Origin of the sequence: Asticcacaulis sp. AC460, assembly GCF_000495795.1 — a bacterium.
In the GTDB taxonomy this organism is placed as follows: domain Bacteria; phylum Pseudomonadota; class Alphaproteobacteria; order Caulobacterales; family Caulobacteraceae; genus Asticcacaulis.
In genome coordinates this window covers 1-19,499 of record NZ_AWGD01000004.1, presented here as the reverse complement: position 1 = coordinate 19,499, position 19,499 = coordinate 1, and the positions used below count along the sequence as shown (strand labels likewise).

The following is a 19,499-nucleotide window of genomic DNA, read 5'->3' as shown; positions in this document are numbered from 1 at the left end:
AGCGCGCAACCTTAAGGCCGGCAAGGTTCGCACGCAAGTCGTCACAGCGTATACGATCCAAAATATCACAGTGAAACGTTTGCACACAGCAGGGGATGCTTTTTCCCCGGAAACCAGCTATTAACGTTTATCACAAAAACGTGCGCCGTCTTCATACAGGGTAATGCGTTGGCTTTTCGATTGGGCGGACTGAGGTTCAGCGCGGGCGCGATCATGGCCGCAGCCATGGTCCTGTCATGTCTGATGACTGGCCCGGTCATGGCCCAGAGCAGCGCCGAAGCCGCCGCCGCGCTCAGCATCGATCCCGACCTGGCGCCGGTCAATTCCACCAAGGCGCTGAAGACCTCGGAACAGGCGGTTGTCCGCGTCCTGGTCATCTATCGCGGTTTCGGTGGCCAGCCGCTGGACACCGTCGGCATGGGCTCGGGCTTTGTCGTCGCGCCCGGCTATATTGTCACCAACTTCCACGTCGTCGAGGTCCCGCCCGAAGCGTCGTCGGCCGACATCTATATCGTGCCGCATAAGGATTCCGGCGCCGCCTATCAGCCGGTCCAACTGGTCAAGCACTGGATCGAAGGCGACCTGGCCCTGTTACAGGCACCGGGCCTGAAAATTCCGCCCATCAAGCTGTATCTGACGCCGTACAAGAACGAGCGCGTCGTCTCGATGGGCTATCCCGACATTACCGACCACCTCCTGAACCGGTCGGGCACCGCCCTGTTGGAACCGGCCGATGCCTATGTCACGCAAGGGTCCATCGCCCTGTTCGCCAGCACCAATCCCGACGGTGCGCGGGTCGACACCCTGTTCCATACGGCGCCGATCAATCACGGCAATTCCGGCGGACCTCTGTTGAACGAATGCGGCCAGGTGGTCGGCGTCAACACCTGGACGGCGCCGTCGACCCTGTCGGCCGGCGGTGATCTGGACGTGGCGGCCGGCCAGTTCGTGGCCACCCACGTGTCGGCGCTGAACACCTTCCTGAATTCTGCCGATGTGAAGCCCCAGACGACTTCGTCGCCCTGCTATGCCAAGAGCGAGGACGAGATCGTCAAGGACGACGCCCTGACGCGCGCCCTGGCCAAGGCCTCGGCCGCGCAGGAAGAGCGCCTGGGCGAACAGCGCAAGGCCGAGGCTGACCGGGCGTTGATGGAGCGGCTGCAACTGGGCGCCATGGTGGTGCTGTCGCTGCTGGTTCTGGTGCTGATCGGCCTGATCGTGCGGCGGGAAATGCGTCACCGTGCCGAGAGCCATCACAAGGAACCGGAAGCGCCGACGGCGTGGTCCGAGCCTGTGCCGGAAAAAGCCAAGCCGGCCAAGGTCGAGAAGGTAAAGCCCGTGAAGCCGGCGCCGGTTGCCAAGGCGCCGGTCAAACATCCGATTCCGTGGGGTTGGATCGCGCTGGGCGTCATGGTGGTGGTGGTGATTATCGCCTTCCTGGTCAATTACAGCGAAATGGCCAAGCGTCTGGCGCCCGCCAAGGCATCGGCAACCGTGGCTGCCCAGGGCGTGATCCAGATGGTGTGCCAGGTCGACAAGAGCGCCTCGTCGCAGATGCTGAAGGACGCCGGCCCGATCGATTTCGAATTCGACGCCCTGCATGCCTGCGTCAACGGAAAGACGGCCTATGAGCGCCAGGACGACGGCAGCCTGGTCCGCTATATGGTCAGCGACAGCAGCCCGATTGCCGCGCGGATCTCGCTGTCGTCGGACGGTACGACGTTCGAACGCCGCGAATACCGTCTGGAGGCCGAGACCTACCGCAGCTATCTGGCGCAGCGCGCGGCCCTGGGGTCGTTGCGGTGTGTCACCAAGACCGACCCGGGCAAGACGGCGCAGCTGGCGGACAACCTGGCCAAGGTGCGTACCCTGTCCATGACGGTTCTGACCATGCCTCCTGAGAGTCATACAGTGTGGCGTTGTACCAAGAAGGCCGGGTGAGAAATGATTGACGCTGGTCTGCAAAGGGCCGTTTTCTGCGCTTCCGGTGCTCACGTACTTGAGTACGCTCCGCTCCGGTTCTCGAAACCAGCCCTTTTCGACTCAGCCTGAATCATTTTCAGTAGGCTTTTCGTTTTTTGGCCAGATGAGTTTTGCCTCAACTGCGCCTTCATCCTGTGTTCAGTTACGGGCGTATACCAGTAAAGCGTATCAGGAAGTGAACGGCGGAACACTTCGACGAGCGTGAGTGTCGTTCCGTAAACTTACTGATTTCTGATAATTTCCTGGCGGAAATCGGATTGTCGCGAGTCAGGCTGACGTGTCACCACGAAAGTCCGGCGGCAACAAGATCCCGTCAGGGAGCAACAAAAAGGAACGACACGATGCGTAAGATTCTCCTCCTCCTCGCGGGTGCAGCTTTGGCACTTTCGGCCTGCGAAACCGTCGACACCAGCAACGGCGTGAAGACCCGTTCGAACACCAAGACCGGCGCCCTGATCGGCGCGGGCATCGGCGCCGTCGTCGGCGGCCTGTCGAACAAGAAGGGCGACCAGGCCCGCAAGAATGCTGTTCTGGGCGCCGGTATCGGTGCGCTGGCCGGCGCCGGGGTCGGCGCCTATATGGACCGCCAGAACAAGGACCTGCGCGCTGAACTGGAAGGCCGTAACGTCTATGTCACGCGTTCGGGCGACAACATCATCCTGTCGATGCCGGGCGACGTCACCTTCTCGTCGGGTTCGGCTGACCTGAACGGCGGCTTCATGCCGGTTCTGAACGACGTGGCGACGATCCTGAACCAGTATCCGTCGACCTATATCGACGTTGTCGGTCATGCGGATTCCCAAGGGTCCGACGCGTTCAACCTGGATCTGTCGGAGCGCCGTGCCAATGCTGTGGCCGGTTATCTTGTCGGCCAGAAGGTCAAGTCGGAACGTATCTACGTCGCCGGCCTGGGTGAGTCGCAACCGATCGCCAGCAATGACACCGCCGATGGCCGTGCACGCAATCGTCGCGTTGAGATTACGCTGCGGCCGATTCAGGAATAATAGGTTATGGGGTTTGGGGCCTGCGGCCCCAAGTCTTCCTCTTCCTTCCTTTGACCTTCGCCCTCAAGGGGGCGAGGTCTAAGGAAGGAAAAAGAAAGATTTGTGGGGTCGCGGACCCCACACCCCGTTAACTATTCTTCCTCACTGAATCCCAACCTCAATCGCCTACCCTCAGCGGCATGGACACACCACGCCGTTTTTCGCTGCTCGGAGCAGAGGTCGACACCGTCACCTCCGCCCAGATGCTGGACTTCGCCGCTGCCAAAATCGCCGCGGGCGAAGGCGCCATCGTGGCCAACCACAATCTTCACAGCCTGTACCTGTACCAGCGCCGCGCCGATATGCGCGCCTTCTACGCCCAGGCTGACCTGATCGAAATCGACTCCACCCCGATGATCGCCTGGGCCAAGCTCCTGGGCCACCAGGTCTCGCGCGCCCACAGGGTCACCTATCTTGATTACCGCGAAGATTTCTGGGCCCGCGCCCAGACCAACCACTGGCGGGTCTACCACGTCGGCGGCGCCCCCGAGGTCAATGCCGCCTCCAAAGCCGGCATCTTGAAACGCTACCCCCGCGCCGACGTCCACACCCATAGCGGCTTCTTCGACATGAACGGCGCCGATAACGACGCCCTCATCGCCGATATCCATGCCCAACAACCGCACATTCTGTTCGTCGGCATGGGCATGCCGCGCCAGGAAGCCTGGATCCTGGCCAACCGCCACCGCCTTCCGCCCTGCGTCATCCTGCCCGTCGGTGCCGCCTTCGACTACGAAGCCGGCGTGCAATACACCCCGCCGCGCTGGACCGGAAAACTGGGTGTCGAATGGCTGGCGCGTTTCCTGGCTGACCCGAAGCGCCTGTTCGAACGCTACTTCGTCGAGCCGTGGTTCCTATTGCCCCAGGCCGTGCGCGACCTGACCCGGCGCGGCAAACCCGCCTGACCGCTTAATTTTCAAGCTTAACGCGGTTTTAAGGGCAAGCGGCGACCATGCCGGGAATCGTTTCCCCGCAGGCCATCATGACCGCTTCCTCCTACCGTGATTTTTCCCCCCAGATCGACCCTGTCAACGGCAAGGTCGTGCTTATCACAGGGGGTACCGGCAGCTTTGGCCGCAAGATGGTCCAGACCCTGCTGTCGCAGTACAACCCGCGCAAGGTTATCATCCTGTCGCGCGACGAACTCAAACAGTACGAGATGCGCAACGAACTGGAAGAGACCTTCACCAAGGATCTGATGTCGAAGATGCGCTTCTTTCTGGGGGATGTCCGCGATCGCGCGCGCCTGGAGCTGGCCTTCCGCGGTGTCGATGTCGTTATCCACGCCGCGGCGCTGAAACAGGTGCCGGCGGCGGAATACAACCCGTCGGAATGCATCGCCACCAATGTCAACGGCGCCGAAAACGTCGTCTGGGCCTGCCTGCACAACCGTGTCCAGCGCGTCGTCGCCCTATCGACCGACAAGGCATGCTCGCCGATCAACCTCTATGGTGCCACCAAGCTGGCCTCGGACAAGATCTTCGTCGCCGCCAACAACCTGTCAGGTGATATCGGCAGCCGGTTCTGCGTCGTCCGCTACGGCAATGTCGTAGGGTCTCGCGGTTCGGTCGTGCCCTATTTCAAGCGCCTGCTGGCCCAGGGCGCGACGGAACTGCCGATCACCGACCCGCGCATGACCCGGTTCTGGATCTCGCTCGACCAGGGCGTGGCGTTCGTCCTGTCGTGCCTGGAGCTGACCCAGGGCGGCGAGATCTTCGTGCCCAAGATTCCGGCCACCCTGGTCACCGACCTGGCCGTGGCCATGGCGCCCGAAGCGAAACACAATGTCATCGGCATCCGTCCGGGCGAGAAGTTGCATGAGATGATGATCTCGGCCGACGATGCGCGCTCGACCTATGAGCTGGACGACCGCTACATCATCGAGCCGGAATTCGTCGAATATACCCGCAAGTCGTTTGCGAAGGTCCGCGGCAGCAAGAAGGTGGCCGAGGATTTCTATTACGCTTCCGATGTCAACGAGGAGCGCCTGGACGCCGACGGCATCCGCGGCATGATGAAGGCCTATCTGGAATGACCTTCCTTCCCTACGGCCGGCAGTCAATCGACGACTCGGATATCGAAGCCGTAGTCGCGGCGCTGAAGTCCGATTACCTGACCACAGGGCCGCTGGTCGATCAGTTCGAAAAAGCCCTGGCCCAGACCGTCGGCGCGAAAGAAGCCATCGTCGTCGCCAATGGCACCGCCGCCCTGCATCTGGCCATACTGACTGAGGAATTGTCGCCGAAATGCGTGGTCATCGTGCCGTCGGTGACGTTCACGGCTTCGGCCAATTGCGTCGCCTATTGCGGCGCTCAGGTGGTGTTCGCTGATGTCGACCCGCACACCGGCCTGATCACCGATGAAACCTTTGACCAAGCCCTGGCAACCCTGGACCGCGACTATCACGGCTATCGCTTTGCCGGGGTCGTGCCGGTGCACTATGCCGGCCGGCCGGTCGATCTCACCCATCTGAACGAAGTCTGCACCGAACGCGGAGCCTTCTTGCTGGAAGACGCCTGCCACGCCATCGGCGGCACAGGTCCGCAAGGCTTGATCGGGTCGTGTCAATCCTCGACCATGGCGGTCTATTCCTTTCATCCGGTCAAGACCCTGACCACAGGCGAAGGCGGGGCGATCACCACCAATGACTCCAACCTGGCGCGGCATCTGCGGCTGTTGCGGTCGCATGGTATAGAACGCGATCCGGCCCATTTCGTCGGCCTGCGCTATGATGGCGAAGGCGATGAAGGCCCATGGGTCTATGAACAGCAATGTCTGGGCTTTAATTACCGCCTGCCCGACATCAACTGTGCGCTTGGCCTGTCGCAACTGAAGCGCCTGCCGCAGTTTGCCTCCAAACGCGCCCGCCTGGTGGCCGAATATCAAAAGGCACTGGCGGCGACCAACCTGCCGGTGCGCTGGACGCCGCAGGCGGAGGCCACCGCCCCGGTCTTTCACCTGTTCGCGGTAAATATCGATTTCGCCGCGGTTGGCCTGACCCGGGCCCAGGTTATGGCTGGCTTGCGTGAAAGCGGCGTCGGCACCCAGGTCCACTATATTCCGGTTCATCGCCAACCCTACTGGCAGACCCATGCCCTGGCGAAACGCGATCTTCTGGGTGCGGATCAATTCTATCAGTCCACCCTGTCCCTGCCGCTATATGCCGATATGGCAGACGACGATCCGCAGCGGGTTATCCAGGTTTTACAAGAGGTTCTCACCTCATGAGCGCACACGAAGTCACCATTGCCGGCCGTAAAATCGGCCGCGAGCACGAGCCCTACATCATCTGCGAGCTGTCGGGGAACCATAACGGTTCGCTGGACCGGGCGCTGCTGCTGATCGATGCGGCAGCGGAAACCGGCTGCGACGCCATCAAGATCCAGACCTATACCGCCGACACCATCACCATGAAGTGCGACCGGCCGGAATTCTTCCTGCATGGCGGGTTGTGGGACGGCTATTCGCTGTACGACCTGTACCAGGAAGCCCATACGCCGTGGGACTGGCACCCGGCCCTGTTCGAACGCGCGGCCAAAAACGGCGTGACACTGTTTTCGTCGCCGTTCGATGACACGGCGGTCGATCTGCTGGACGACCTGAAGGCGCCGGCGTTCAAGATCGCCTCGTTCGAGTTGGTGGACCTGCCGTTGATTGCCTATGCGGCGGCCAAGGGCAAGCCGCTGATCATGTCGACCGGCATGGCCAACCATGCCGAAATCGAAGCCGCGGTGAAGACGGCGCGCGAACATGGCACCGGCGAGATCGTGCTGTTGCACTGTGTCAGCGAATATCCGTCCCGGATCGAGGACGCCAATGTGCGCACAGTGCCGGACCTGGGTGACACGTTCGGCTGCGTGTCGGGTCTGAGCGATCATACGTTTGGAACGGCGGCCTCGGTGGCCAGCATCGCGCTGGGCGGTAGCGTCATCGAAAAACACTTTACCCTGGCGCGGGCGGATGGCGGGCCGGATTCCGGCTTCTCGCTGGAGCCGCCGGAATTCACCGCCCTGGTCAAGGATTGCAAGGACGCCTGGCGGGCTTTGGGCCGGGTGCACTACGATACTCTGGGTTCGGAACGTGCCTCGAAAAGTGTGCGCCGGTCCCTGTATGTGACGGCGGATATTCGTAAGGGCGAGGTGTTCAGCAAAGACAATGTACGCTCGATCCGGCCGGGCCTGGGCCTGCCGCCGGGCCGGCTGTGGGATGTGCTGGGCAAGCCGGCATCGCGCGATGTGGAACGCGGTGAACCGCTCAGCGATGATATGGTGGATTAGGAAGTATCAATACCGCTTACGGATTTTGTCAATTGTATCACTTTGGCGTGCCCTGCATCCGGACGGGTTAACTATTTGAATTGAGTCGAGCGGGAGACCGTACACTTCAGAAATGTTCTTTCTAATAGTTTCCACTGATGTGGTTCCGCGGGCTGCCCGATGTCTGCGAGCCGATAATGCTCGCGATCGTAAACCTGCCAGCTCTTCTACTGCGTCAGAAGGATACACAATGCCATGTGAAATCAAGTCCGCATTTTTGAACTCTTTAAGGCAGTGACGGATGCCTATAACGCGCTGTTGCAGTAAGATATTGTTCATTTCATTTCCTCAGATCTATTTATTATAGTGTTGAGAGACCGCGCCAGGCGAAAGGTCTAACAGTTTCGCTATATCGGCCTGCTTGATACCGCTGCGTTTAGCCGAAGAAATTAAATCTCGGCCAAAATCAGTGAGTCTTCCGCCGTCTGTTTTTGCGTAAATTCTTAGCAGGGCTAAGAGGCCGGCCTCAGTTTCTATTATTTTGAGCTGAGATCGAATTATTTTGAACGCGCTCATGTGGCGTTATTCCTGTTGCCGACAGCAAGGATAATTTAAATTATTTTAGCCATTATGTAAACAATAAAATGTCAAATTATGTTTAGAAATTTATCCAAACTTTCCGGCCTGGTAGTCGGCATAGGCCTGGTGAATTTCCTGCGGCGTGTTCATGACGAAGGGACCATGGGCGACGATCGGCTCGCGGATGGGCTCGGCATGGCCGAACAGGACCAGACTGCCGCTGACCGCTTCGATATCGACCAAGTCGCCCTCGGCGAATTCCACCAGGTTCCATTTGGCGACATCCGCACCGTTAATCGCGACATCGCCGCGCACGACGTAGCAGAAGATATCGCGACCGCCCAGGCCGTCGAAGCTGATCTGCCCGCCGGGTTGCAACTCGATCCAGGTCATGAACACACCGGTCAGGGAGGTGATGGCACCGGTCGCGCCCTGATACTCACCCGAGACTAGGTGGACCTTGGTGTTGTCGCCGGCGATCGCCGGAATCTGGTCGGCCTGGACACCGGTATAGCCGGGTTGGGTCATCTTAAGCCGCGCCGGCAGGTTCACCCATAGCTGCAGGATTTCCATCGGCCCGCCTGAGCGTTTGAAGGCTTCCGGCGACACCTCTTCATGGACCAGGCCGGAACCTGCGGTCATCCACTGCACCCCGCCGGCATGGATGATACTTTCATGGCCGCCGGAATCGCGGTGAGCCAGGTCACCTTCCAGGATGAAGGTCACGGTCTCGAAGCCACGGTGCGGGTGCGGGCCGAACGGCAGGCCGCGATTGTTCGGCGCATAGGTCTGCGGGCCGTGGTGGTTGAGGAACAGGAAGGCGCCGATATTGTTCAGCGTCCGATTGGGCACCGGCCGCCGCGTCACCAGGTCGCCGATATCGTCGCGATAAGCCGGATGCAGGCGCAGTACGGGTTTGCTGACGGACATGGTGTGCTCCTTAGTGTGATTAGTCATTAATTCGAAAGGAGGCTTGAAAGCCAATTAACTTGAGTATGGGTGGTGCTATGATGGTATTTAACGATTGAACTCAAATGGTTGCCAATGATTGTCGAAGATATAGAGTTTCAGCATGTCGTCCATCTGACCCCAGTTCGCTTGGCGGATGGATCAGTTCAATGTTTCATGCCTCAAGATCGTTATGCAAAAGCGCGTGACTTTCCCCTAAATAAGTATGGTACGGGGCCATTCTGCAAGTTCAAAGTGCCGTCTAAATATGGAACGAGTGGGGTCTACCTCTTGGTAGTCGGATCGGAAATTCGATACGTGGGAGAGTGTGCAAACTTGGCTAAGCGCTACAACATGGGTTACGGTAATATTTCGCCTAAGAACTGTTACAAGGGTGGGCAGGAAACGAATTGCCGCCTAAATAACCTTATATATGCGGCGTCGTCGACCGGCGAGCGAGTTGACTTGTTTTTTCACGAAACGCCAAATTACAAAGCAATTGAAAGTCAGCTTAGAGCGGTTATTCGGGCTCCTTGGAACCGAGTTTAGCTAAGATCTAAATCAGGTCGATCGACATCGGGGTCCGCGTTGATCGAACCTGCGAACCAAGAAAGTAAGAACCCCACCGCGACGCGATCGTAGGCGTTATGCTACCGTCTGTTTTACGTCGCGTCCTTATTGCATTGCGGACTTTACAAAATCCACCGCTGCCGTCACTGCCAGCCGTAAATCTCACGTGCGGAAAAACAAGCCCAGTTTCAGGCTTTCCCCAATCCGGTGGGCGCGTTCCATAAAATATTCGACGGCGCCTTCGTCCGGCGCCAGGTCGTGCAGGGTCTGTTCGAACAGGTACAGCCACTCGCCGAAATGCGCCGGTTCGATCTCCCTGACCTTCAGATGGGCCTGCATCGGCCGGCCGGAATAGCTGCCGCTGTGCAAAGCGACCGAAGCCCAGAACTGCTTCAGCTTGGCCAGGTGGTCGGGCCAGTCATGGATGGCATTGTTGAAGATCGGCCCCAAACGCGGATGTTCGCGCACGCGGGCATAAAATTCTTCGACCAGGCGGTCGATAAAGGCTTCGTCGATGCCGAGGGTTGCGGTCTGGGCGCGGATCTTGTCGCGAGCGGCGAGGGCGTGCGGGGAGGTCATGGCCGGAAGATACGACTCATGGCATGAAATGGCCATGTGACCTGATGTCCCTGTACCCGCATTGTTTCCTTACAGCCCGGCTCCTAGCCTGCCCCTCAACAGGAGAGATTCGTATGCTTCACGAAGGCAGCTGCCATTGCGGCGACATCGCATTCACGGTCGAGGCTGACTTTACCGAAGGTCTGGACTGCAACTGCTCCATGTGCCGGCGGCGCGGCGCTCTGTTGGCTTTTGTGCCGGCAACGGCATTCGAACTGACCTCGAGCAAGAATGTCGGGACCTACAGCTTCAATACCCACAAACTGCAGCACCATTTCTGCACGACCTGCGGCATAGCGCCGTTTACAGAGGGGCAGGCGCCGGACGGCACGGCGACGCGCGCGATCAACCTGCGTTGCGTTCCGGACATCGATCTCGACAGTTTGAAGATCGTCAAGTGGGACGGCGCCAGCCACTAGTCTTGCTTCTTTTCGGGTTGTTGAAACAAGAAGTTTCACCACGGAAAGCACTGAAACGCCGCTGCGCGGCGGCACGGAAAACACTGAAATCCTGCGGTAACCCGCGCGAAGCGCCTTCTTATCAACTTCAAAATAGGGCGCTTCGCGCCGGAGATTCAGCCACTCGAATTCCGTGCCTTCAGTGCCGCCGCGCAGCGGCGTTTCAGTGCTTTCCGTGGTCAACCTTCTTAGGGGCAGAATAATCGCGACACGCGCCGTTACAGCGGCGTGATAGAAGGTTAGTCGCCCTTAACTCAGGCGTAACAAACCATCGCTTTATTTCGGGGAGGAGAAACCCTACATAGGCTGCGGATAAGCGCCTGTCCTGAGTAAAGATCCCATGTTAGCCCTGCCCCTGTCCTGGCCGTTGAAAGACCGCCGCGTCGTGCTGATCGGCGCCGGCGAATGGCTGGTGCGCAAGGTCAACCTCCTGCGCCGGACACCGGCTACCCTCACCATCTTTACACCCACCGATCCGACCCACATCGAAGCCGAGGCCACGGTCCATATCCGTTGGCCGCAGACGTTGGAACTCGACGGCGCTGCCCTGATCGTCGTCGCCTTCGAAGACCGCGACCTGGCCGAAAAGGGCGCTGAACTGGCCCGCACCGCGCGTGCGCCGCTTAATGTCGTCGACTTTCCCGACCTGTCGGATTTCCACTTCCCCGCCATCGTCGATCGCGGTCCGTTGAGTATCGGCATTGCCACCGGCGGCGTTGCTCCCGTCCTGGCGCGCGAGACCCGCACCAAGATCGAAGCCGCCGTCCCGCCGTCCGAAGCCCATCTCGCCGAATTTGCCCTCAGGCTCAGCCCGAAGCTGCGAGAGGCCATTCCCAATGTCGATGACCGCCGCCGCGTCTGGGAAGATATCCTGAAGTCCCCCGCTGCCGGGTTGGCGCGGGCGGGTCAGGTCGACGAGGCCGTCGAACAGGCTTTGACCACCCGCGGCGAGCGCACCGGCGTCGTCCACCTGGTCGGCGCTGGCCCCGGCGATCCGGACCTGCTGACCCTGAAGGCCCTGCGTCTGCTGGGCGAAGCCGATGTCATCGTCTATGACCGCCTGGTCGGCGACGCCATCATGGACCTCGCCCGCCGTGACGCCGAACGCTTCTATGTCGGCAAGCAGCGCTCCAACCATTCCGTCCCCCAGGACCAGATTCACGACCTGCTGGTCGAACAGGCCCGCCTGGGCAAGCGCGTTGTCCGCCTGAAGGGCGGCGATCCTTTCGTCTTCGGCCGCGGCGGCGAAGAGGTCCAGGCCCTGCGCGACGCCGGCATCGAGGTCCATGTCACCCCGGGCATCACCGCGGCTTTGGGCTGCGCCGCCAGTTCAGGCGTGCCGCTGACCCACCGCGACCACGCCCAGAGCGTCACCTTCATCACCGGCCATTCCAGGGACGGCGACCACACCAACCCGCTGATGCTGGACTGGGCGGCCTTGTCGGCCGCCAACCACACCCTGGTCGTCTATATGGGCGTGGCCACGGCGCATGAGATTTCCGGCAAGCTGATCTATCACGGCCGCCTGCCCGACACACCGGTGCTGATCATCGAGAACGGCACCCGCCCCGATGAGCGCCGCACCCTGACGTCCCTGGGTGAGCTGGAGGCCGCCATCGCCGCCACACCGCCGCACGGCCCCGCCTTACTGATCATCGGCGAAGTCGCCAGCCTCTATGGCAGCGCCGCCGTCACTGACATCGTCGAGAAAGCCCACGCATGAAACTGCTCACCGCCAACCGTCTGACTGACGGCCTGACCCTGTGGTATACCGGCACGCTGGAGACCGGGACCTGGGGCGAGGACGCCGCCAGGGCTTCACGCCTGTCGGATGACGACGCCGACGCGTTGCTGATCGCCTGGAAGCTGCGCGAAACCGACGTCGTGGCGCCCTACCTGATCCCGCTCACCGACGCCGGCACGCCGGTTCAGCGTGAGCACGTCCGCGAATTCGTCCGGGCCAACGGCCCCACCATTGGCCAGACCGCCGACGCAATTGCGTCCGCCCACAATCGTGCCGATATTTTCGAGAACTGATATGTCCGCCACCATGTACAAATATGATGACTTCGATCACGCCTTTGTCCGTGATCGGAATATCGAATTCGCCGACCAGGTCGCCCGCCGCCTGTCCGGTGAAATCACCGAAGACCAGTTCAAGCCGTTGCGCCTGATGAACGGCCTGTACCTGCAACTGCACGCCTATATGCTGCGGATTGCCGTGCCGTATGGCGTTCTGTCTTCGCGGCAGATGCGCAAGTTCGCCCATATCGCCCGCACCTATGACCGCGATTTCGGCCACTTCACCACGCGGCAGAACCTGCAGTTCAACTGGGTCAAGCTGGCCGAAGCGCCGAAGATCCTGGAAGAGCTGGCCGAGGTCGAGATGCACGCCCTGCAGACCTCGGGCAACTGCATCCGCAACACCACGACCGACCAGTTCGCCGGCGCCGCGCGTGACGAACATTCCGATCCGCGTCCGTGGGCCGAGCTGATCCGCCAGTGGTCGTCGAACCACCCGGAATTCACCTTCCTGCCGCGCAAGTTCAAGATCGCCATCACCGGCGCCCAAAAGGACCGCGCCGCCATCCGCGTCCACGACATCGGCCTGCACGCCAAGCCGGAAGGCTTCGACGTCTATGTCGGCGGCGGCATGGGTCGCACCCCGTCGCTGGGTCACTGCATTCGCACTGGCTTACCGGGAGAGAAGTTGCTGAGCTATCTCGAAGCCTGCCTGCGCGTCTACAACCGCTATGGCCGCCGCGACAACATCTACAAGGCGCGCATCAAGATCCTGGTCGCCGCCCTGGGGCCCGACGAATACAAGCGCCAGGTCGAAGAAGAATGGGCGCGTATGGACCAGGCCAAGGTAGATGCCCCGGTCGCCGAGATTGATCGCCTGAAAAGCTTCTTCCCGGATCCGGAGTTCAAGGCCGCCGCGTTCGACCGCGTGGCGTATCAACGCGCCCAGACGGCCGATGCCGCCTTTGCCCGCTGGATCAAGAATAACACCAACCCGCACAAGCGCGACGACCATGTTTCGGTGACCATCTCGCTGAAACCGGTCGGCCTGCCGCCGGGCGATGCGTCTTCGGCCCAGATGGATGTTATGGCCGACGTCGCCGACGCCTTTGCCTACAGCGAGCTGCGCGTATCGCACGAGCAGAACATCATCCTGCCGCACGTCCATAAGGGCGACCTGTACGCGCTGTACAGCCAACTGGATGCCGTGAACCTGTCGACCGCCAATGTCGGCAAGATCACCGACATGATCGTCTGCCCGGGCCTGGACTATTGCTCGCTGGCCAATGCCCGCTCGATCCCGCTGGCCCAGGACATTTCGCAACGCTTCGAAGACGCCCAACTGAGCGACCAGATCGGCGACCTGCAGATCAAGATTTCGGGCTGCATCAATGCCTGCGGTCACCACCATGTCGGCCATATCGGCATCCTGGGTGTCGACAAGCAGGGGATCGAATTCTACCAGATCCTGCTGGGCGGCCGCGCCGACGAAAAGGCGGCTTTGGGCGTCATCACCGGCAAAGGCCTGCCGGCCGAAGCCGTGCCCGCCGCCATCGAACGCGTGGTGCGCCTCTATCTCGACCTGCGCACGTCCGACAGCGAACGCTTTATCGATACTTTGGAACGCGTCGGTCGCGAAACCTTCGCCGGAGCCCTGCATGAGCCAGCCTAATTCGACCCATACCCCCCAGCTGGTCACCCGCGATGGCGCCGTCATCCCCGATGGCTGGACGCTTTTGGCCGATGATGACACCACCGGCGCCGACGGGCCGTTTATCCTCAGCTTCGAACGCGCCCTGCGTGAGCTCGATGGCCGCAACGGTCATTACGGCGTGCGGGTTTTGCCGGCCGACGATGTCCGCCTGCTGGAGCCGTTCCTCGAAAAGATCACCTTGATCGAGGTCGCCTTCCCCGGTTACCGCGATGGCCGTGGTTATTCGACGGCGCGCATCCTGCGTGAGGATTTCGGCTACACCGGCATCGTCCGCGCGGTCGGCGATGTCCTGCGCGACCAGCTTTTCTACATGCTGCGCTGTGGTTTCGACGAGTTCGTGGTCAAGGACAAGGATCCGTCCCAGGCCATCACCTCGGCGGCACAACGTTTCCAGACAGTTTACCAGGGCGCTGCCGACAGCAACCGCCCCGCCTGGGCCAAGCGACACACGCTGGCCTGAGAAAGAGTATGGCCATGACGGTCCTGATCGATACGCTGAAACAGGCGCCCAGCGAGGGCGGCCAACGCGCCGAGGAACTGAGCGCACGCTATGAAGGCATGGCGGCGCAGGAGATCCTGCGCGACGCCATTCGCAACGAATTCTTCGGCGACATTACCCTGTCGTCCAGCTTCGGCGCCGATTCGGCGGTGCTGCTGCACATGATTTCGGAGATCGATCCGGGCCTGCCGGTGCTGTTCCTGGATACCGACCGTCACTTCTTCCAGACCCTGCAATACCGCGATGAACTGGCGAAGAAGCTGGGATTGACCAACCTGGTCAATCTCAAGGCGGATGTCGAGGAAGCGGCGGCTGAAGACGGCAAGAATACTCTGTGGCGGACCCATCCCGACCAGTGCTGCGACCTGCGCAAGGTGCGGCCGCTGAACCGAGAGATGGAAAAATGGGGCGCGTGGATTTCCGGCCGCAAGCGCCACCAGAGCGCCACGCGGGCGAAGCTGCCGATCGTCGAGTTCGACGGCAAGCATTTCAAGGTCAATCCGCTGGCCACCTGGACGTCGGACGATATCGCGGCTTACTTCGCGACACACGACCTGCCGCCGCATCCTTTGGTCGAACAGGGCTTTCCGTCGATCGGCTGCTTTACCTGCACCAAGCCGGTGGAACAGGGCGCCGACGCGCGCTCGGGCCGTTGGGCCGGGATGGAAAAGGTCGAGTGCGGGATCCACAATCCGATCTACGGCGGCGACGGGATTTAACTGAAACCGCCGCGCGGCAAGAGGTCGTTACCCTGCCGGCATCGACTTTAACTGCTGTGCCGCCCAGGCATGGCCCCCTTTACCGGCCAGATCGTACCAATACCGCGCCATGGACATGTCCACCGGCCCGCCCAGGCCAGTCTGCTGCATCAGGCCGAGATTGGCCATGGCATTGACGTCGCCCCGCCGTGCCGCCGCATCGAACCATTGCCGCGCCTTGACATAGTCCTGCTGGACGCCGGTGCCGTTGTAATAGACTGTCCCCAGGGAGGTCATGCCGGCGGGATCGCCGGCTGCCGCGGCCTTTTCATACCATTGCCGCGCCAGGTTCAGGTCCTTGGGCTGCATCAGACCCTGTTCCGCCATATAGCCCAGGCTGTTCATCGCCGGGCCGTAACCCATGTCGGCGGCGCGTTTGAACCACGCCCGCGCCACGATGTAGTCCTGGTCACCGGCCTGGCCGTAAAAAGCCATGCCGCCCAGGGCCGCCGTCGAATAGGGTGAGTTCTTCGCGGCTGCCTTTTCGTACCAGGCCTTGGCCAGGGAAATGTCCTGGGGATGTCCGCCGCGGCCGTAGGCGTAGAAGATGCCGACATATTCCATGGCCTCGGCATTGCCCAAGGCCGCCGCGCTCAGCAGCCACGGCCGTGCCGCCACGTCGCCCGACGGGTCCTGGCCGCCCCTGTTGGCCATCATCGCCATCTGGAACATGCCTTGGGCGCTGCCGGCGTCGGCCGCCTTTTGGAACCACTGCTGGGCCAGGTCGAAACTGGACCCGGCCAGATAGGCGCGGCCGAGATTGACCATCATCCGGCGGTTGGCCGGTTGGGAGTCCACCGCCTGCTGGCACACCGGCACGGCCTCTGCGGAAACGATGCTGGCGAAGGCCATATAACCGTTGTTGCCGGCCGGCCGGTCTTCGTCGAACTGACCGCCCGCCTTGGCGTCGCACAGGGTTTCCGAGACCGAGGTCAGGGCCGGAGCCAGGCCGGCATCGAACGAGGTCGGGTTGCGCGAGATGTTGCAGAGTGGCGCGCCCAGGCGGGTGCGGGCCATCTCGGCGAACTCGCCATTGGGATACTTGTTGAGGTAGGCGCGGTAGTCGCCACAGTCCTTGGCCGAGGCCCAGAAGGTCTGTTCGACGGTTTCGGGCTGGGTCACCACCTGGGGGGCGGTGACATTGATATTCACCGTGCAGCCGGCCAGGCAGATGACGTCATAGATGCGGTTGTTCGACCACGGACGCTGCTTGCGGCCGGTCTGTTTCGAGACCTCGATCTGGACGGAGTCGAAGACCTGGGTGACGCTCATGCCCGGTTTGACGATCTCCCTGGCCAGGACCGGCGCGTAGACACCTACCGAAGCGATATCGCCGAGATCCGTGGCATAGGCGACCAGGGTATTGGGTTCGGCCGCCACGGCGACCAGGCCCTTGGTGCCGGCCTTGCCCAGGCTGGGCGTATTACGACAGGCGTCGACGACGATGATCACGGCGGAAGCATCGGTGCGCGACATCTGGTTGACCAGATCGCTGAGTTTTATGCCGGACGCCGGCAAGTCGGCCACCACCTGGACATCGGCGTCGATCCCCAGCAGGTAGTTGTCGCCCTTTTCATCGGTCGGGTCGGCCATGCCGTGGCCGGTATAGTAGATGAAACCGATGGCGCCGGGTGAGGCGGCCAGCTTGCGGCGGAAGTCCTTCAGGGTGGTCTGCAGGCCGCTCAGGTTGACGTTGCGGACGGTGGTGACGTCGAAGCCGACCTGTTTCAGCGCGGTGGTAACCTGGGTGGCTTCCTTGTCAGTATCGGGCAGGGGCGTCAGGTGGGTATAGCCGACCTGGTTGATGACCAGGGCGAACTTGGCGGGTTCGGCGGCATGGGCAACGGTGCCTAAACACCATAGCGTGAAGGCCGCCACAAGGCTCAACCAAAGCTTCATCCCTGTACTCCCTGAGCGCAATCCAAAAAGTGGTTGCCACTTTTTGGATAAGATTGCGCGACCCCTTAAGTGCCCGTTATTCCGGAAACCTTTGAAATGTGGTGCCATAAATGGAGCGTGGATACAAGTTACAGCCTTTGTTACGTTCCTTGGGCGACAGCGTCAGGGGCAATAACGGCAAAACCTGTTTGCTTCTTCGTCGAAGATAGCCGACTCTTATCTTCATGGCCTCCAAGACGACTCTCAACGAAACGAACCTCGAAGCCCTCGGTGCGGAACGCCTGGCCGCTCTTCTGATGGAGATCAGCGCCGGCAACGCCAATGCCAAGCGTCGGCTGCGCATGGAACTGGCCGGGGTCGAAAGCCCGGACAAGCTGGTCCACGAAATCCGTAAGCGCCTGACCTCGATCGGCAACGCTACCACCAATATCGGCTGGCGCAGTCTGAAGGCCTTCAAGGCCGACCTCGACAGCCAGCGCCGGCTGATCGTCGACCAGGTCGCCAAGGCGTCTCCCGGTGATGCGCTAGACCTGATGTGGACCTTCGTTTTCATGGGCGCATCGGTGATGGAGCGGGCCACAGACAAGTCCGGTGATGTCTTTGCCATCTTCCAGCAGGCCTGCGAGGACCTGGAACCGATTGCCACGGCCGTGCGCCCGGATGTCCAGGGCCTGGTCGAAAAGGTCGCCTTTGCCGCGCTGATCAACAGCTATGGTCAGAACGATGCCCTGATCCCGATTATGGCGCCTTTGCTGGGGCCTGACGGTTTGAAGGAGGTCCGAAAGCGACTATTGGCCAGCGGCAAGACCGTGGAGACACGCCCGGCGCCGGGCAGCCGCCGGATGTCGCGCTGGCGGCGCGGCCGGATGCAGCAACGCGAGGCTTTGCGCCGCTCACGGCCTCGCATCATCCATCAGGCCCTGGTCGAGATCGCCGACGCCCTGGGCGATGTCGATGCCTATATCGAACTGCAGCCGGATATCCGTTTGCCGGACATGGCCGCTGAAGCCGCGGAACGGCTATTGGGGGCCGGGCGTGCCGAAGAGGCGCTGGCGATTCTCGACAAGGCCAGGGGAGAAAAGCCGCTGGAGTGGCAGACCATTCGGTTGCAGGCGCTGGAAGCGCTGAATCGCAATGATGATGCCCAGGCCTTCCGGCTGGAGGTTTTCCACCAGACCCTGAATCGCGATGTCCTGAAGGCCTATCTCAAGCGCCTGCCCGACTTCGACGATGTCGAGGCCGAGGACGCGGCGATGGAGTTCGTCCTGAAATATCCCGATGTCCATGCGGCCCTGGCCTTCCTGATCGGGTGGCCTTCGTTGGATAGTGCGGCGAAGTTGGTTGTGGCGCGGTCGCGGGACATCCGTGGTAGTGACGAAGAGATCGTACCGGTCGCTGCCGAAAAGTTATCCGCGCGCTACCCGTTGGCGGCCTTGGTTTTGCTGCGCCGGATGCTGGACGCCAATCTGAGCCGGCGCGACAGCGACGTGGCCCAGGCCGCCGATCATTACGACCAGAGCCAGAGGCTGGCGGCACGGATCGACGACTTTGCTGGTTTCGAAAGCCAGGAAAGCTACACTACCGAACTGCGCATCCAGCACAGCCGCAGGCACGACTTCTGGACCCTGGTCACGTAGGCTATTCTTCGGCGGCGACCAATGATCGCTTGCCAGATCGCAATAAGTGGCGCGAAGCTGAAAAAACAGCGAAGGATACCTGCTTATGCGCGCCCATCTCTCTGTCGCTGTGTTGGGGCTATGCGCTTTCCTGGCGGCGTGCAAGGCCCCACCCGCCGCATCGAGCGATGACGTCAAGATGGACGGGACCATGTCGCAGTGGGAAGCGGAAGCCGACAAGGCGATTGCCGAAGCCTCATCCGTGCCACCGCCTGAGACCCAGCAAGCCCCCAGGCCGGTGACGACGCAACCCGGCACGATTTCGCCGGGTCCTTACCTGTGCAGCACTTTTGTCGACCGCCGGGAAAACTCACCGGGTTTCACTGTCAACGGCGACGGCAGTTACACCCATGAGAAGGGATCGACGGGCACGATATCACGGGACGGTACCGGCCTGGTGATGTTCTCCGGTGGCGCCCTGGACGGCCAGGCGGCGAAATACGAGGTCGACCTCGGCGGCCGGCCGACGCTGCGGC

General features: G+C 61.4%; 18 protein-coding genes. 14 read left to right on the top strand and 4 right to left on the bottom strand.

The features are described from left to right. Positions 1-213 precede the first annotated feature (213 nt). The 6 genes from ABAC460_RS27775 to pseI all read left to right on the top strand — a co-directional run bounded on the left by ABAC460_RS27775 (position 214) and on the right by pseI (position 7,303). Entirely contained in the window at positions 214-1,941 is a 1,728-nt protein-coding gene (locus ABAC460_RS27775) for a S1C family serine protease (protein ID WP_023451858.1), read from the top strand. Positions 1,942-2,324: 383 nt separating this feature from the next. Then, entirely contained in the window at positions 2,325-2,987 is a 663-nt protein-coding gene (locus ABAC460_RS27770; RefSeq protein ID WP_023451857.1) for an OmpA family protein, read from the top strand. Between the two features lie 179 nt (positions 2,988-3,166). Then, the gene (locus tag ABAC460_RS27765) at positions 3,167-3,931 is read left to right on the top strand and encodes a WecB/TagA/CpsF family glycosyltransferase (protein ID WP_023451856.1); all 765 of its coding nucleotides are present in this window, start codon (positions 3,167-3,169) and stop codon (positions 3,929-3,931) included. 77 nt (positions 3,932-4,008) lie between these two features. Next, positions 4,009-5,061 (top strand): UDP-N-acetylglucosamine 4,6-dehydratase (inverting), encoded by a 1,053-nt coding sequence (gene pseB / locus ABAC460_RS27760; RefSeq protein ID WP_031236334.1) that lies wholly within the window; start codon positions 4,009-4,011, stop codon positions 5,059-5,061. Further along, positions 5,058-6,254: a UDP-4-amino-4,6-dideoxy-N-acetyl-beta-L-altrosamine transaminase gene (pseC, locus tag ABAC460_RS27755; RefSeq protein ID WP_023451854.1), complete on the top strand. Its 1,197-nt coding sequence runs from the start codon at positions 5,058-5,060 to the stop codon at positions 6,252-6,254. The genes pseB and pseC overlap by 4 nt, the downstream gene beginning before the upstream one ends. After that, positions 6,251-7,303, top strand: coding sequence for a pseudaminic acid synthase (gene pseI / locus ABAC460_RS27750; protein WP_023451853.1), 1,053 nt, complete (start codon positions 6,251-6,253; stop codon positions 7,301-7,303). Before pseC ends, pseI begins: the two co-directional genes overlap by 4 nt. Positions 7,304-7,636: 333 nt before the next feature. On the opposite strand, the gene ABAC460_RS49510 is transcribed toward pseI, so the two are convergent. The 3 genes from ABAC460_RS49510 to ABAC460_RS27740 form a co-directional block, all read right to left on the bottom strand. Continuing rightward, the gene (locus ABAC460_RS49510; RefSeq protein ID WP_023451852.1) at positions 7,637-7,858 is read right to left on the bottom strand and encodes a hypothetical protein; all 222 of its coding nucleotides are present in this window, start codon (positions 7,856-7,858) and stop codon (positions 7,637-7,639) included. A gap of 90 nt (positions 7,859-7,948) precedes the next feature. Then, the gene (locus tag ABAC460_RS27745; RefSeq protein ID WP_023451851.1) at positions 7,949-8,791 is read right to left on the bottom strand and encodes a pirin family protein; all 843 of its coding nucleotides are present in this window, start codon (positions 8,789-8,791) and stop codon (positions 7,949-7,951) included. A gap of 750 nt (positions 8,792-9,541) precedes the next feature. Then, positions 9,542-9,958: a group III truncated hemoglobin gene (locus tag ABAC460_RS27740; protein ID WP_031236333.1), complete on the bottom strand. Its 417-nt coding sequence runs from the start codon at positions 9,956-9,958 to the stop codon at positions 9,542-9,544. A gap of 113 nt (positions 9,959-10,071) precedes the next feature. Here ABAC460_RS27740 and ABAC460_RS27735 point away from each other — a divergent pair, with 113 nt between their 5' ends. From ABAC460_RS27735 to ABAC460_RS27710, 6 genes are all read left to right on the top strand, one after another. Continuing rightward, positions 10,072-10,416 (top strand): GFA family protein, encoded by a 345-nt coding sequence (locus ABAC460_RS27735; protein ID WP_023451849.1) that lies wholly within the window; start codon positions 10,072-10,074, stop codon positions 10,414-10,416. A 379-nt stretch (positions 10,417-10,795) separates the two neighbouring features. Next, positions 10,796-12,178, top strand: coding sequence for a siroheme synthase CysG (gene cysG, locus ABAC460_RS27730; RefSeq protein WP_023451848.1), 1,383 nt, complete (start codon positions 10,796-10,798; stop codon positions 12,176-12,178). After that, a complete protein-coding gene (locus tag ABAC460_RS27725) occupies positions 12,175-12,492 on the top strand; it encodes a DUF2849 domain-containing protein (protein WP_023451847.1) in 318 nt (105 codons plus the stop codon). Before cysG ends, ABAC460_RS27725 begins: the two co-directional genes overlap by 4 nt. Before the next feature lie 13 nt (positions 12,493-12,505). Continuing rightward, positions 12,506-14,149 (top strand): nitrite/sulfite reductase, encoded by a 1,644-nt coding sequence (locus ABAC460_RS27720; RefSeq protein ID WP_031236332.1) that lies wholly within the window; start codon positions 12,506-12,508, stop codon positions 14,147-14,149. Beyond that, positions 14,136-14,651 carry a DUF934 domain-containing protein gene (locus ABAC460_RS27715; protein ID WP_023451845.1) on the top strand — a complete coding sequence of 172 codons (516 nt, stop codon included), beginning with the start codon at positions 14,136-14,138 and terminating at the stop codon, positions 14,649-14,651. Before ABAC460_RS27720 ends, ABAC460_RS27715 begins: the two co-directional genes overlap by 14 nt. 14 nt (positions 14,652-14,665) lie before the next feature. Beyond that, positions 14,666-15,409 carry a phosphoadenylyl-sulfate reductase gene (locus tag ABAC460_RS27710; RefSeq protein WP_035425868.1) on the top strand — a complete coding sequence of 248 codons (744 nt, stop codon included), beginning with the start codon at positions 14,666-14,668 and terminating at the stop codon, positions 15,407-15,409. A 27-nt stretch (positions 15,410-15,436) separates the two neighbouring features. Here ABAC460_RS27710 and ABAC460_RS48065 read toward each other — a convergent pair whose 3' ends face one another. Continuing rightward, positions 15,437-17,347 carry a caspase family protein gene (locus ABAC460_RS48065; protein WP_023451843.1) on the bottom strand — a complete coding sequence of 637 codons (1,911 nt, stop codon included), beginning with the start codon at positions 17,345-17,347 and terminating at the stop codon, positions 15,437-15,439. A 224-nt stretch (positions 17,348-17,571) separates the two neighbouring features. Here ABAC460_RS48065 and ABAC460_RS27705 point away from each other — a divergent pair, with 224 nt between their 5' ends. Beyond that, positions 17,572-18,984 (top strand): DUF6880 family protein, encoded by a 1,413-nt coding sequence (locus ABAC460_RS27705; RefSeq protein WP_023451842.1) that lies wholly within the window; start codon positions 17,572-17,574, stop codon positions 18,982-18,984. 85 nt (positions 18,985-19,069) lie between these two features. Then, positions 19,070-19,499, top strand: a 430-nt coding sequence (locus ABAC460_RS27700) for a hypothetical protein (protein WP_035425867.1), incomplete at its 3' end; no start/stop codon positions are given.